General features: G+C 60.2%; 16 protein-coding genes and 1 tRNA gene. 6 read left to right on the forward strand and 11 right to left on the reverse strand.

Annotation, left to right across the window (positions count from 1 at the left end):
• The 8 genes from MCUHO_RS00150 to MCUHO_RS00185 form a co-directional block, all read right to left on the reverse strand.
• Complete coding sequence (locus MCUHO_RS00150; RefSeq protein ID WP_067072101.1) at positions 1 to 450, reverse strand: 30S ribosomal protein S13; 450 nt, start codon at positions 448 to 450, stop codon at positions 1 to 3.
• A gap of 34 nt (positions 451 to 484) precedes the next feature.
• A tRNA-Ser gene (locus MCUHO_RS00155) sits at positions 485 to 569 on the reverse strand.
• A 114-nt stretch (positions 570 to 683) separates the two neighbouring features.
• Positions 684 to 1649 (reverse strand): deoxyhypusine synthase, encoded by a 966-nt coding sequence (locus MCUHO_RS00160; protein ID WP_067072104.1) that lies wholly within the window; start codon positions 1647 to 1649, stop codon positions 684 to 686.
• A 546-nt stretch (positions 1650 to 2195) separates the two neighbouring features.
• The gene (locus MCUHO_RS00165) at positions 2196 to 2978 is read right to left on the reverse strand and encodes a CBS domain-containing protein (RefSeq protein ID WP_067072106.1); all 783 of its coding nucleotides are present in this window, start codon (positions 2976 to 2978) and stop codon (positions 2196 to 2198) included.
• On the reverse strand, positions 2975 to 3796 hold the full coding sequence (locus MCUHO_RS00170; protein WP_328585617.1) for a CBS domain-containing protein: 822 nt from the start codon (positions 3794 to 3796) through the stop codon (positions 2975 to 2977). The genes MCUHO_RS00165 and MCUHO_RS00170 overlap by 4 nt, the downstream gene beginning before the upstream one ends.
• A 25-nt stretch (positions 3797 to 3821) precedes the next feature.
• Positions 3822 to 4769: a CBS domain-containing protein gene (locus MCUHO_RS00175; RefSeq protein WP_067072110.1), complete on the reverse strand. Its 948-nt coding sequence runs from the start codon at positions 4767 to 4769 to the stop codon at positions 3822 to 3824.
• Positions 4770 to 4808: 39 nt separating this feature from the next.
• The gene (locus MCUHO_RS00180) at positions 4809 to 5564 is read right to left on the reverse strand and encodes a CBS domain-containing protein (RefSeq protein WP_067072112.1); all 756 of its coding nucleotides are present in this window, start codon (positions 5562 to 5564) and stop codon (positions 4809 to 4811) included.
• Positions 5561 to 6124 (reverse strand): CBS domain-containing protein, encoded by a 564-nt coding sequence (locus tag MCUHO_RS00185; protein WP_067072115.1) that lies wholly within the window; start codon positions 6122 to 6124, stop codon positions 5561 to 5563. Before MCUHO_RS00185 ends, MCUHO_RS00180 begins: the two co-directional genes overlap by 4 nt.
• 211 nt (positions 6125 to 6335) lie before the next feature.
• Between MCUHO_RS00185 and MCUHO_RS00190 the strand changes: the two genes are divergently transcribed.
• From MCUHO_RS00190 to MCUHO_RS00205, 4 genes are all read left to right on the forward strand, one after another.
• On the forward strand, positions 6336 to 6977 hold the full coding sequence (locus tag MCUHO_RS00190; RefSeq protein WP_067072117.1) for an Era-like GTP-binding protein: 642 nt from the start codon (positions 6336 to 6338) through the stop codon (positions 6975 to 6977).
• Between the two features lie 5 nt (positions 6978 to 6982).
• The gene (locus tag MCUHO_RS00195) at positions 6983 to 7351 is read left to right on the forward strand and encodes a DUF2073 domain-containing protein (RefSeq protein ID WP_048183498.1); all 369 of its coding nucleotides are present in this window, start codon (positions 6983 to 6985) and stop codon (positions 7349 to 7351) included.
• A gap of 21 nt (positions 7352 to 7372) precedes the next feature.
• Entirely contained in the window at positions 7373 to 7750 is a 378-nt protein-coding gene (locus MCUHO_RS00200) for a Zn-ribbon domain-containing protein (RefSeq protein WP_067072119.1), read from the forward strand.
• A 280-nt stretch (positions 7751 to 8030) separates the two neighbouring features.
• A complete protein-coding gene (locus MCUHO_RS00205; RefSeq protein ID WP_067072121.1) occupies positions 8031 to 9191 on the forward strand; it encodes a KamA family radical SAM protein in 1161 nt (386 codons plus the stop codon).
• Positions 9192 to 9268: 77 nt separating this feature from the next.
• Here the strand turns inward: MCUHO_RS00205 and MCUHO_RS00210 are convergent, their stop codons facing one another.
• From MCUHO_RS00210 to MCUHO_RS12690, 3 genes are read right to left on the reverse strand one after another with little or no spacing between them, the layout of a single operon-like run.
• Entirely contained in the window at positions 9269 to 10624 is a 1356-nt protein-coding gene (locus MCUHO_RS00210; protein WP_067072123.1) for a PKD domain-containing protein, read from the reverse strand.
• Positions 10625 to 10668: 44 nt separating this feature from the next.
• A complete protein-coding gene (locus MCUHO_RS00215) occupies positions 10669 to 11493 on the reverse strand; it encodes a type IV pilin N-terminal domain-containing protein (protein WP_067072125.1) in 825 nt (274 codons plus the stop codon).
• A gap of 5 nt (positions 11494 to 11498) precedes the next feature.
• Complete coding sequence (locus tag MCUHO_RS12690) at positions 11499 to 12398, reverse strand: DUF7289 family protein (protein WP_067072127.1); 900 nt, start codon at positions 12396 to 12398, stop codon at positions 11499 to 11501.
• Between the two features lie 183 nt (positions 12399 to 12581).
• Here MCUHO_RS12690 and MCUHO_RS00225 point away from each other — a divergent pair, with 183 nt between their 5' ends.
• Entirely contained in the window at positions 12582 to 13592 is a 1011-nt protein-coding gene (locus tag MCUHO_RS00225) for a radical SAM protein (protein ID WP_067072128.1), read from the forward strand.
• Positions 13592 to 14371: a polyprenyl diphosphate synthase gene (uppS, locus tag MCUHO_RS00230; protein ID WP_067072130.1), complete on the forward strand. Its 780-nt coding sequence runs from the start codon at positions 13592 to 13594 to the stop codon at positions 14369 to 14371. Before MCUHO_RS00225 ends, uppS begins: the two co-directional genes overlap by 1 nt.
• Positions 14372 to 14586: the final 215 nt, after the last annotated feature.

Genomic DNA, 14586 nt, shown 5'->3' on the forward strand with positions numbered 1-14586 from the left:
TCAATCTTTCTTCCTCTTGACGCCGACGGTCGTGCCGGTTCTTCCGGTGGACTTGGTGCGCTGGCCGCGGACCTTCTGTCCGGTCTCGTGCCGGATACCGCGGTAACTCCGCATCTTTCTCATGCGGTTGACGTCGTCATCGTTCATCATGCTGAGATCGGTCCCAAGAAGGTGGCGGATCTCTCCGGTGTAGACGTCTTTCGGGCGGTTGACCATCCAGTCGGGCACCTGCTCTGTGTAGGTGTCGACGGCGCTTGCGATCCGCTCGACCGACTCGTCGTCGAGTTTGCCGAGCACGGCACGGGGATCTACGTTGGCAAGGGCGGTGATGGTGCGCGACGTGTGCGGACCAATGCCCTTGATCCCGGTCAGTGCGATGTGCACTGCCTTGGTGCCGTCGAGATCAGTGTTCCTGATTCGAACAAAGTACTTTATCTCTTCATCATCCATGTGATCGCCTCATCATCGACATTGTCGGTGAAAGCGCTGAGGGAGGGATTTGAACCCTCGAGTCCCAGGGGGACACAGGTTTAGCAAACCTGCGCCATACCAGGCTTGGCTACCTCAACATAGAACTTCGCATCTTTCGACACTCGCAACACGCGATGTGCTGCTCCAGACACAGCATTCTATGACTTGTGCCTACTTATTTTGGCTCCATTGATTAATAATAATTGTGGTGATCAGGGAGATCGGCGAGCACGCTTGATCCCGCTTCCGATCAGCCCCGATGCGACGATGGGGAGCGCGATCGTCGCATCGCAGAAACACTGGACCCGCGGGCATGCAGGCGCCTCCTTGCCCCAGCTGATCGCCTCTTCAAACGTGCACCCGGAAAGTCCGCCCCAGTGGGGGGCGTCGGTGGTGTACTGGATGGCGTAGGCGTGCCCGCCGAGGTTCTGGTCGTGGATCGACGCGATGACCTGGGTCTGCTGGATGAAGTTCTTCGGGACGCCGCCGCCGACGTAGATGACGCCGGTCTTCTGCGCGTCCTCGACCATACGGGTGATCTCGTCGGTATCGGTGAGCTGGTCGACATCGACGTCGACCCCCCGCCGCCGGGCCATTACGAGGCCGATCCCGATGGATGAGTCGCAGAGGGCGGGGATGAAGATCGGGACGCCGTACTCGGCACAGGTGGCGATGAGTGATCGTCCTTCCGGCCTCTGCTCGCGGAGCCAGTTGCCGAGGAGCCGGATGAACTCCCGCGAGGAGCCCCTGAACGGCGCTATGGTGTCGGCGAACCGCGAAATCTCCGCATCAATGCTCCGGAACTCCTCCTCGTAGGCAAAGACGTCGTAGATCCTGTCGATCCCCTCCGCAAAGAGGGCTTCGTCGTTCGCGTGGTGGTGGCCGAGGTAGTGCCGGACGCCGAGGTGCTCGCAGGTGTCGTGGAAGATGTTCGCGCCCGTCGAGACGATGACGTCGACGTAACGGTGTTTGACGAGTTCGATGAGCACGTTCTGCATACCCGCCGGGATCATCGCGCCCGAGAGTCCCATGAATATCGTGCAGTCCGGATCCGAGACCATTCTGGTCCAGATGCCGAGCGACTCCCCGAGTTTTCTCCCCTGGAAGCCGGTTTGGCTCATGGACTCGAGGAGGGCCGTTATATTGCTGTTTGGTTTAACTGGCTGCGTTGGTTTCATGGAAATATCCTGTTACCCATTTCGGATTGTGGCGTATTAATGGTTGGTGCCGGTCCGGTGGAGCGGGGCGGATGGAGGTTTTGGGGCTGTCATTGTGGCGGGTCGGGAGGAGTGGGTGGGGGCTACAAAGGAAGGACCTTACGCAATAGAGACAGGGGAGGGGGCGTGCCCCCTCCCCGTCAGCCCCTCCCCCAGTGGCGATACCCCCACGGTCCACTGCATGGGTGAGAACCCGGGCACCGAACTTCGCGGCTTCGCGCCCTTCGCGCGAGGTCCTGTTGACATCCTCCAACTTACTCACGCGGAAGCACGCGGGAGAACGCGAAGGGAGGTCGATGGTTTGACCTCTTGAAGATTACCTCAACCATTTTAGCGAAGTGCTGAGTACGGGGGAGGCCCTGAAGAAGAGCAGAATCACAATTCGCTCCCGGGACACGGTTTCCCGCCGGCTAACGTCACGACCAGGGCTGGTTTACAACTACAGGAGATAGCGTTGCCCCAAAAATCCCCGCGCCCGCAAAAAATGTGTAGTAGTATCCGGCCGCTTCACAGGGCCTGCACGAGCGAGTTCCGAGTCACGACGCCCGCGATCCTGTTGTTCTGCTTGATCGGGACGGAACTGATGTTCTTCTTGAGCATCAGGTCGATGATCTCGGAGACGTCCGTATTCGCGTCCATCGAGATCAGGGGCGTGGTCATGATGTCCCGCACGAGCAGGTTCCTGATCCGGTACTCCTGCCGGGTATCCTCCACGATATCCTTCAGCGCGTGGAGCGCCTTCGCGACATCGGTCTCCGTGACGATGCCGAGGACGGTGTCCCCGTCCTCCACGATGAAGCGGTTGATCTCTCCGTCAAGCATCCTGCGGCGGAGGTGGACGGCGCGCTCCTCGCTCTGGATGGTGTACGCCGGTTCCATGACTTCGAGGGTGCCGCCTGCCGGACGGAGCACCTTCAAGAGATCACCCGCCGTCACCTGCCCGATCAGGCGGTGCTCGGCATCGAAGACCACGACCAGCTTGTAGTGCTGGAGCAACGGTACCAGGATGTCGATGCTCTGATCGGGATACGCGGAGGTGAAGTTCTCCTCGACCGTGTTCGCGACATGAATGGATGTGGCCTTCAGCGCCTGGGTCTTCCTGCTCCCGAGCGTCTCGGCGATTGCTGCACGGGAAGTCGTTCCGATGACCGTGCCGTTGTTGGTCACGATAAGCGGATCGACCCCCTCACCGAGCATCTTATCGAGCGCTTCGCTGACAAAGGCGGATTTCGCGATGGTGATCGGTTTTGCCATCACGTCTTTGACAAGTACCTGAAATCTGTCGCTCATTTTGCCACTTCCTTGATGATATCATCTCTCTTGAGCATGCCGCGGATATCACCGTCCTCCACGACGACGAGGCTGTTGATCTGGTGCTCCAGCATCAGCCCGACGGCATCCTGGAGGGATGCATCGGGAGATACGGTGACGACCGGGCGGCTCATGATGTCTTCTGCAACTGCCGATACCTCGACGACATATCTGAAGCGTTTCTGCCCCGCCGGCCCCTCTTTCCTGAGGTGAGTAACATCCTTCCTGGGCAGGTTCATCCGCTCGTCCAGATACTCGTAAAATGCGAGGTTGCTTTCCGTAATTATGCCGGCAAGGCTTCCATTGTCGTTAACGACGATAAGTTTATCGTTTTTTCCCTTAATCGTGTCGATGACGTGGTCTAACGAGTGATACCGGTTGACCGTGGCCGCATCCTCCATGATCTCGTTGACCTTTGCGGTGAGCCCGCGGATATGGGCAGAACGCATCAGATCCAGCTTGGTGACGATGCCGCTCATCCTGCCCTCTTCGACCACGGGAATCCCGGAGATGTCCTTATCAAGCATGATGGACGCGATATCGTGGATACTGGTCTCCGGCGCAGCCGTGATCGGCTCGGGCGCCATCAGGACGCTGACCGGAATCCGGTCGATCGGGCGCCGCCGCCACATCGGCTCCGTCTGCCTGAGCCGGTAAGCGATATCCTTCTTGGTGAGGATGCCCCGGAGTTCGTCCCCTTCCATGACCGGCAACCTCGACACCCGGTGTTTGAGCATGAGGTTTCGTGCATAGGCAACGTTATCCCCCGGTGCAACGACGTACACCGGAGATGCCATCACATCAATGGCCCGCATCTTCGCATCACTCCTCAGAAAATGCTTTTACAAGGTCGTATTCCGTCACGAGACCGACAAGGTGCGAGTCCTCTATGACCGGGAGCGCCCCGACACGCCTTCGGATCATCTCGAGAGCGATCTCGTGAATGTTCCGGTCGGGCGTGATGGTGTGCAGTTCCCCGGAGAGGAGCGAGCGCACCGGTGCTCCCATGACCTCGGCGGAGTCTCCGGTCGTCAGCTGCTCGAACGCCTTGCCCTTCCCGAGATAACTCATGATATCGGTGGCGGTGACGATCCCGCAGAGGAGATCGTCGGCAACGACCGGAAGCCGCCTGAACCGGCATTTCACCATCTCCCGGCAGACCTTGCCGATCGATGTGTCGGGGCCGGTGACGCGTACCGAAGCGTTCATGATATCTTCTGCCTTGCGGTTCGAGTGTTCGGTGGTGAGCACCTTCATCACGTCGCGCTCGGTCACGATGCCCTTCAGTTCCCCTTCGGTGTCGGTGATGGGGATCCCGCCGATATGCTTGTTGATGATGATATCGACCGCGTCGCCGATGGCTCCGGTCACGGGCATGGTGACCAGGTGCGGAGTCATGATCTCGCGGAGCCCCTCGTTGATGGCCGCGAGGAAGTTCCCCCCATGCTTCACCTGAACGAGGTTGAACTTGTCGCCGCCGCCCATGAAGTTGATGATGTCGCCGACGGTCACGATCCCCCGGAGGTGACGCGTTCCGGGATCGACGACCGGCAGTCTGCGGAACCCTTCTCGGGTCATGATCTCGACCCCCTGGATGATCGCGGTCGTCTGCTGAGCCACGACGACGTCTCTCGTGGCGATCGCCATGATCTCGCCTTCATGCTCGGCGATCTTTGTCTTGAAGTCGACCGGCCCGCGTTCGCGTCTGCCCGGCATCTTCAGAAGTCTGTCGGCCGGTTTCTTATCCGAGTTATTCGAGTTGGGTTGCATCCTATCACTCCTTTGAAATTGTGGTATTTGGAGTCTTCCTCAGGGCAGGCGGCCGCTGAGGACATCATGACGGTCGATAACGCCGACGAGGTGCTTTTTCTCGTCGATTACCGGGAGCATGCTGACGTCGTGTTCGACCATCAGCCGGCTTGCCGCTGCTATCGTGTCGTCCGGCGTCACCGAGATGATGGGTGTCGTCATCACCCGCTCGACGGTGGTGTCTGCCTGGTTCTTCACCGATGTGCGGACACTCCCGGCGCGGAGGAGATCCCGGCGGGAGACTACGCCGATAACCTCTCTCTTCTGTACCACCGGAAACGCGGTAAACCCGCTCGAAACAATCAGGCTGTAGACGCGGTGTATGGGTTCGTCCGGTGTGCAGGAGACGGGCTCTCGCGACATGGCGTCCTCGACCCTGCCGGGGATGGCGCGACGCGAGATCAGGACGGGGAAGAGTTCGGAGAAGAGCACCCCTCCCTGGTATACGCCGTCTTCGTTGACTACCGCAGCGCTGTTTGTACGGGCATTCATTATAGCGATGCCTGCCTCCGCAAGGGGGGTGTTCCGGGAGACCCGGGCTGCTTCCCGGACGAACCCCTTGATCGTGACGTTCGACTTGGTGTCCATGACGCGCAGGACGTCGGAGATGTCAAGATAACCTCTCAGACGGTTCTTCTCGTCCACGATGTAGAGTTCGCGAAAGACGTCGTCACGGAGGATACTCCGTGCTTTCGTGACATGATCGTCGTAATACAGGGTGGGGATGTCCACCATCTGGTCTGAGGCCACCTTCATAGCAACTGATCCTCCTCCCGACAGGCGGGGCAGAGCATAAGGTTGTCGACCCTTGATAAATCGTCGGAGATGTTCCCGCACCGGTCGCATACGCCCATGGCGTACTCCTCCTCGCGGTTGATCTCGATGAGATCCGCCAGCAGCTCGTTCACTTCGGCCGCGACGGTGAGGATGTCCCGGACCGTCACGATACCGATGACCATCTGGTCTTCGACGACGGGGAGCCTGCGGACGCGGTGCTTCACCATCATTGCTGCGGCGTCCCCGACCAGTTTGTCGGCACCGATCGTGATGAGCGGCGTGCTCATGATTTCGCTGACGTGAATATCGCCTGGTTTTAAGTCTTTAGCCACGACTTTGCAGTTGATATCCTCCTCCGTGACGATCCCGGTGGGGAGGTTGTTCTGCAGCACGATACAGCTCCCGACCTCGTCGCGGCACATGATCTGCGCCGCCCGGGCAACAGTCTCACTAACATCGATGGTCGTAGGATGGCTCTGCATGACCTCCCTGACTGGTATGCGTGTCTCGAAGCGGATGGCATCGCTATTATTCATCATGGGATTCTCCTAATCTGGCCGCATTTAGAGCCAATTCTCCAGGTGCAAGTCTATCTAGGTTACAACACTATAAAAGAATTCTCTCGCCCCCGGAATGTAGTTTGTCTGCAAAATAGAGAGAATCCGCCGGACGGAACATATAATTATATTTATTTGTGAGTGCCACAACTCACTTACGTATAGGCAAATTCTGCCTACCTGAGGGAGCTTAATGACGTTCTTAGTTCGTACGAAAAGAAAGATCTCGGGGCTATTGAAGGCGCTCTTTAAGAAGAGAACCTGCCGCATCGGGATCTACGGCCCTCCCAACGCCGGCAAGACGACGCTTGCGAACCGGATTGTGCGGGATTGGGTCGGTGACGCGGTCGGCCCGGTCAGTGAGGTGCCTCACGAGACCCGGCGTGTCCGGCGGAAAGAGGATATCACCATCACGGGCCAGAACGGCGGTTCGATCACGATCGACATCGTCGATACCCCTGGCGTGACGACCAAGATTGACTACAACGAGTTCATCGAGTTCGGCATCGAGAAGGATGAAGCGGTCAAGCGGGCACGGGAGGCGACCGAGGGTGTTGCCGAGGCGATGCACTGGCTTCGCGAGGATATCGACGGCGTCATCTACATGCTCGACTCCACGCTGGACCCGTTCCAGCAGGTGAACATCATGCTTGTCGGGATCATCGAGAGCAGGAAACTTCCTGTCCTGATCGTCGCAAACAAGAACGATCTTCCCGATGCGTCTCCCGCGCGGATCAAGAGTGCGTTCCCCCAGCATCCCGTGATCGCCATATCGGGTCTCGAAGGGAACAACGTGGAAGAGTTGTACGAGCAGATGACGTCGTATTTCGGGTGATGGAGATGATACAGGGTGTACAAATCGACCTGATTTCTGCGGAGCGTCTGGATCGGCTCACCGCAATGGAGAAGATCCGCCTGATCCTCGATGACGTTATGGAAGGAAACATCGTTATCCTGGAGAAGGGCCTCGCGCCGGACGAGCAGAGCAAGCTCATCGAGATCACGATGCGGGAGATCGCGCCGGACGGGTTCTCCGGGATCGAGATGGAGACCTATCCCATCAGGGATGCCGGAAACGGGTTCCTGGCGAAACTTCTCGGCGGGAAACGCTCCGAGACCCGTCTGACCGTGATTGGGCCCGCCAATCAGCTCAAGACGCTCAAGAAGGAGAAGGATCTCATCAGCGCATGGGTCTCCTCGTCGAGATGAACCGGGAGCAGGGGTGAATAGATGCCTCACAAGTGTACACAATGCGGCAGGGAGTTCGAAGACGGTTCGACGAAGATACTGAAAGGATGTCCGAGCTGCGGCGGGAAGAAGTTTCTCTATATCCGTGAGGCCGAACGACACGACGATGTGCTGAAGGAGAAGACTATCGATGAGATCGCCCAGGAGACGGGCGAGGAAGTGCTTGAGGTCAAGCAGGATCGCCGAAAGAAAGAGGATATCGAGGTATTCGAGCGTATCGAGAGCATTCGTATCCTCGGCCCGGGTTCGTACGAATTGAATATCGAGAAGCTGGCCCGGTCGGACGAGGTCGTCGTCGGACTGGAGAAGGAAGGAAAATACGTTGTGGATATCCTCTCCATGGCCAAGAAAAAGAAGTGATCCGATATCCACCGCTTTAATCCAGGGGGGCGGTGCTGCTTCTGCAGCACTGTCCCTGCAACCGAAAATATAAATATCCTCAGAACCCTTTTGAGGTACAATACGTAATCCGACACTCAATAACGCATGTCGGAGCGACGGTTTCCTGCATGAGAACATGATTCTCTCATGACCCTTTGCGTAGATCGGATTTCATTCACGATCTCTGCTCTCGTGCACCTGTCCCCGACCGTTAGCGGACTGTATCCTGCACTGGAGAGTGTCGCCTGAGAGGTACTCCATGAACACGACATATGATATTCAAACCGCGATCGGGAGCACCAAAAACCCGATTTATGTCACATCGCTCGATTCGGTTCCCGGTATCGGGCCGGAGGAGCGCGCCCGCCTTGCGGAGGTGACCGACCTCTTCGCGTTCCGTGCGAACGACTACTACCTCTCGCTGATCGACTGGGCCGACCCGGCCGACCCGATCCGGCGGCTGATCGTGCCGACCGTCGAGGAGCTTGAGCCCTGGGGGCATCTCGACCCGTCGTCGGAGCATCGGTTTACCCGGGCTCCGGGCCTGCAGCACAAATACCGCGAAACCGCTCTCCTGCTCGTGAGCGACATCTGCGGCGGCCTCTGCCGTTACTGTTTCCGCAAGCGCCTCTTCACCGAGGATGCGCGCGAGGTGAACAAGGAGATCTCTGCGGGGCTTGCCTACATCCGGGATCATCCGGAGATCACGAACGTCCTCCTTACGGGGGGCGATCCGCTCTTCCTCGAGACCGACAGGCTGCTCGATATCGTCCGGCAGATCCGCGAGATTGAACACGTCGAGATCATCAGGATCGGCACGAAGATGCCTGCATACGATCCTTTCCGGATCATCAACGATCCGGCGCTGCTCGACATGATCCGGGACTACAGCATGGACGAGAAGCGTATCTACATCATGGCGCAGTTCAACCACCCGAGGGAACTGACCGATGCCGCATGCCGGGCGGTTGCTCTCCTGCAGGAAGCCGGGGCGGTCGTGATGAACCAGACGCCGCTCATCCGCGGCATCAACGACGACCCGGAGGTGCTTGCGGCGCTCTTCGACAAACTCTCGTTCATCGGCGCAAATCCCTACTACGTCTTCCAGTGCCGCCCGGCGGTCGGCAACAGGACGTTCGCGGTGCCGGTGGAGGAATCCTACCGGATATTCGAGCAGGCCCGCACGATCTGTTCGGGGCTTGCGAAGCGGGCCCGGTTCGTGATCTCCCACGCGACGGGGAAGATCGAGGTGCTCGGGAAGACGGACCGGTACACCTACTTCAAGTACAACCAGGCGGCAGACCCGGAGGATCTCGGGCGATTCATGGTCTATAAGAGCAACCCGGACGCCTACTGGTTCGACGACTACACGGAACTGGTGGACGAAGGAAGGGTGAGGGAGCCGCAGGATCTGCTGTAGGCGGGCTTATTTGCCGGCCGCGGCTTTCCCTCTTTTCCGTCTCCCCCTCCGGCCGGTGCGGTCATGTTTTCGGAGAATCAGAACCTGTAATACGCCGTGGCTGTCTCGCTCCCTCTGTCGGGGATCGATACGTCGACGATCCTGCTCCCGAACGTATTTTCGCCGACCTCCCAGTGGTCAAATTCCATGGAGGTGGGGAATATCAGGAGCCAGACCTGTATTTCATCCGGTGCAGCCAGCGTAACGCTGAACCCGGAGTTGGCCGGAGCGGTCTTGCTGAGCACGAACGGCGTCCGGTCCGATCCCGCTCCGAGTTCCCCAGAATAATCGATCTCGATGTCGTTTACCGGGGTGTACCAACTCCAGAAGAGTATGCGCACCTGCCTGACCGAGTTCACCTCCAGCTGCGAGACGTGCTCCGCTGCAACCGTGATGTAGTTCGACTTCGTCACGGTATCGCTGCCGTGGGCGTTCTCAACCGTCAGGGAGACGTTGTAGGTGCCATCTGTCCCGTAAGTGTGCACCGGGTTCTGCACGGAGGACGTACTGCCGTCGCCGAAGTCCCAGGACCACGATGTAATTCCATCACCGCTGGAGAAGTCGGTGAACTGCACCGTAAGGGGCGCCGGGCCGGTGGTGACGTTGGCTGTGAAGTCAGCGATGAGCGGAGCGGCGACGGTGATGTACCCGGGCTTCGTTTCGGTATCGTTCCCGTGTGCGTTGCTGGCTGCCAGCGTCACGGTGTACGTCCCCGGACTGATATAGACGTGGATCGGGTTCTGGTCGGTAGAATTGCCGCCGTCCCCGAAGTCCCAGAACCACGAGGTCGCCCCGCCCGTGGAGGCGTCGTTGAACTGCACCGAGAGGGGCGCCGGGCCGGATGTGGTGTCGGCGGTGAAGCCAGCGACAAGAGGCACCTGTGTCGGTTCGGTCGTCGGTATTGTAGTGGGTATGGTGGTGGGCACTGTAGTGGATGTTCCGGTCGGCACCGTTGTTGCCGTTGCCGTTGGCCCGACCGCCGAACCGTTCCCGAAGTCGTGAAGGAGCCAGTCGCTGCCGGTGCGGTCCACGCCCCCGGCGACGATCTGGACGTGGGCGTCCTCGGGCACACCGCTGAGGACGAGGACCTGCCCGGTCTCCCATGACGTCCAGGTGTCGTGCTCGCCTCCTGAGACATCGACGAGGCTGAACTCCCCCGTCCGGTCGACCCCGTCGATCAGAATAGCGACGTGTTCCCAATCGAGGGGGTCGCCGCCGTCATGGTGGATGGAGAGTCTCCCGTCCTCGGTCACGCTACGGGCAAGCATCGCGGGTGCCGCGTCCCCCGGGGGACTGGCGAGGAGCGTCACCCCGAGGATCGCCATCGCTGTCACGAAGACGGCGATGAGCGCCATCGTGGCGATGAGGTCGGAGGCGGCGGTGTCGGGATCCATGTTCCTTCCTTTTTGGAGAATCTATCTGCTCGTAAGTCGGAGATCTATAGTCCTGAGACCGTCGTGGTCACCCCGCTACATCCGATTATCGCGTCTCCGTTATACACAATGGCGATCATTGCGACTTTGTCGCCATTGGAAAGCCCTGGCATAGTTGGGATGTTGTCCCAGACGTAATAGGCACTGGCATTTGTCTGGACGTTTCGCATCATTGATTCTTTCTCGTTGCTATACGGCTCATCAAGTTGGTATACGATGAAATCAACTCGGGTCACATCTTCCAGCGTAGTCTGGGCGACCATCGTTGCATGCCTATTGTTGCCGTTTCCTGTCCCTGAGAATGCCAACCCCTGGCCGGTTTCAGGTGTCGTGATCCAAACGGGCGAGGTATCTTCGTCGTCTCCCGATCCCGGGGTTACCATCACTCCCGGCCTCACCGGGTCGGGGGAGAACCTCTCCGTCCCGCCCCTGAACTCCGGCTCTGCAAGGACTGTCTCGCTGCCCCCCGAGATTGCGGTCACGACCACCCGTTCCGGCGTTCCCGTGCCGTTGTAGACGAGGCTCTTCCCCACCGACCACGCCCCGTCTTCGTGTCCGGTGAATGAATCTGTCCCGACAGTAAGTCCGCTCCCGGTATCGACGTAGATCCGGTACTCGCCTGCCCGCAGGGGGTCACCGCCCTCGTGGACGAGGATGAGGCGGTCGGTCTCGTTCATCCCCGCGGCGATGGCTGCATGGGGGATCGCGTCCGGCCGGGAGTCGGAGAGGAAGACGATACCGACGAGCACGACGCCGATGACGGTCAGGCCGAGCAGGAGCATCGCCCCGACCATCTCGGAGACTCCTTCTTCACCCGGGTGCTGTTGCATGTTGCTCACTCCGTCAGGGACGCCGCGTTGTGGATCGTCACCGTGTAGTTCGCCGGATACATCCTGAGGAAGACCTTCTTGCCTCCCTCCGGCTGGACGGTGAGCCGGGCGGTATTCCCGCTCAGTCCGGTCGATAGCCATGTGGGTTCGACGTTCTCCTCGATCGCTCTCTGCCGGACCCCGTCAAACGCCCTCATCCAGGCCCTGGCCGTCGCCGGATCGTCGGCATCGAGGGTCAGGTTCACGTTGTCATAGGTTCCGCTGAGAGTGGAGGGTTCGCTCCAGCGCATCCTGGTCTCGACCCGCACCGGCCCCGACCCCGCCGTCCCGGCCGAGCCTTCGAGGCTGATCGGGGCTACGGTGAGGGTGATGTTGCCGTCCTCCGTCTTCGCCGCCGCAATCGACGGCCCCACCCGCACCGTCGCCGCCTCCCCCTGCGAGAGGAAGATCGCGCCCCCCTGGTATGTCCAGGTCTGGTCGACCCAGTAGTGGTTCGAGGAGGTGTAGGAGAGGCTGCCGAGGGGGACGGTCATCGGACTCCCCCCTTCGGGTGCGATCGTCAGGTTCGCTCCCCCGCTCTTCACCGAGACCGTTCCTCCCGACCCTGCTGGCGCAAGGATCGGGAGCGCGAAGGCACTGCCCCCGGTCGCCGCCGAGCCCGTGCCGAGGTCGAAGGCCGTCGAGAGAAGAACCCCGTTTCGTTCGTTCAACCAGAGCGAGTCGAGAGCAATCTTGTAATCGATGAACCGGTCTTTCACCTGGTTCATATGCGCGATCTCGCTCTCCCTCCCGGCCGCCGGAACCCCGTAGACCTGATAGAGCGAGAGTGCCATAACGATCAGGGCGAGGATCAGGACGAATCCGACGACCTCGGAGAGGCCATCATCACGTGCGCGGGACGGCATAGTTAAAGTAAATCTCTGTGCGGGCTCTATATTTATCTATTGTTCACCGTATTGCATTTTTAAACCGGTAAAATGGAAATTTCGGAAATATATTGTCTGAAAACCGTAAATCCCTCTACTTTGCCGCTCTCCCTTTCTCATCATCTATCCTTTTCACCTTCGCCGTCCCATAATTCATACAGTATGCCACAGGACACGGGAGTACCCCCCGGCGGGCAGTTCCTCTCGCCAGGGTGCGTCCTCTGCCACCAGGGAGCAAAGATGGTCCTCTTCGTGACCGGCCGGTGTCACCGCACCTGCTGGTACTGCCCGCTCTCGCGTGAGAGGAAGGGCCGGGACGTGGTGTTTGCAAATGAACGGCAGGTCTCGTCGCCGCCCGAAGCCATCGAGGTCGCGGAGAGCATGAGCGCTCTCGGAACCGGCGTCACCGGCGGCGAACCCCTGATCGAACTCGACCGGGTGGTGGAGTACTGCCGCGCCCTCAAGGAGCACTTCGGCCCGGATCACCAGATCCACCTCTACACCGGCCTTGCGCCGGACGAAGCCATGCTCCGGCGCCTGCAGGGTTTGGTCGACGAGATCCGATTGCACCCGCCGCATGAGGTCTGGCCGCAGATCATCGAGACCGATTTTGCCCGATCTGCCGTCCTCGCCCGGCGGATGGGCTTCCTCATCGGGATCGAGGTGCCGGCGCTCCCGGGAATCGAGAACCTTGCCGCCGTCCTCCCTCTCCTCGACTTTTTGAACATCAACGAGCTGGAGTGGGGCGAGACCTGCGCCGCCGCCATGCGCGAACGCGGGCTCGAGCTCGACGACGGGATGCACAACGCCGTGAAGGGTGCTCGCCAGTGGGCGGAGAAACTTGCCGGCGACCCGAAAGTCCACTTCTGTTCGTCGGTCTTCAAGGACTCAGTCCAGCTACGGGAACGGTTAAAGCGGATCGCTGCCAATACTGCGCGTCCGTTCGAGGAGGTGACGGATGACGGAACCGTCGTCTACGGGGTGCTCGAGCCGGAAGGTGCCGTCGACGGGTTCCTGGAGGGTCTTGATGACGATGAGTATGCAGTCTCTGAGGGGCGGATCGAGATGGCGTGGTGGGTTCTTGCCGAGCACGGTGCCGGGCTGCCGGGCAGGAAGTACGTCGTCGAGCGCTACCCGAGCGGCGGCATGGTGGTCGAGGTGACGCCGCTCTGATGTTGCGTTCGGGGATCGACCCGCTCTACGAGCGTTTCCTGAAGTGGCAGGTGAAGCACGTCCCCCGGCACATCGCGGTTATCCAGGACGGAAACCGCCGGTATGCCCGGGAACAGGGGCTCGATACGGCGGTCGGCCACCGGCTCGGAGCGGATGCGACGGAGCAGGTTCTCGACTGGGCGTGCGAGCTCGGTGTGCAGCACATCACGCTCTACACCTTCTCCACCGAGAACTTCCGGAGGAATAGCGCCGAGCTCGAATCGCTCTTTCGCCTCTTCCGGGAGAAGTTCACTGCGGTCATGAAGGACAAGCGGGTGCATAGAAACCGCATCCGTGTGCAGATGATCGGCGATCGATCCCTCCTCCCTGCCGACCTCCTCGCGACCATAGATGCGGCGGAGGAGGCGACCCGGCACTACAGCGATTACTTCATCAACATCGCGCTCGCCTACGGCGGCCGGAACGAGATCGTGCACGCCGCCCGGTCGATCCTCGACGAGGTCCGGGAGGGTGCCATCGACCCGGCGGCCATCGACCCCGCGACCGTTGAGGCCCACCTCAACCGGGGAGCGCCCATACCCCCCGTCGACCTGATCATCCGTACCGGGAACGATTACCGGACCTCGAACTTCCTCCCCTGGCTCGCGAACGGCCACGAGTCGGCCGTCTACTTCTGCGCCCCCTACTGGCCGGCGTTCAGGAAGATCGATCTGTTGCGGGCGATGCGGGTCTACGACCAGCGCATGCGCTTAAAAGAGCGCGTGGCCCGGCGGGCGTGATTGGTATCTGTGTAATTGGGTTATTTTGGCTGATTTGAGGCAGGCTCCTGCCCCGGCGCCTGACGGCTTCTCAAGTTCCCTGCCCCTGGCGGGGCACGCATCACCGGTTGCACCTTGCGATGCTCGAACTCCGATCAGCCCTGCGGGAACGTCGCCACTCGCACCCGACGGTGCTCGAGCTCCGCCTGCCCCTAACGGGGCACGCGTCGCTACTC

It is taken from the genome of Methanoculleus horonobensis (assembly GCF_001602375.1).
GTDB classification, from domain to species: domain Archaea; phylum Halobacteriota; class Methanomicrobia; order Methanomicrobiales; family Methanoculleaceae; genus Methanoculleus; species Methanoculleus horonobensis.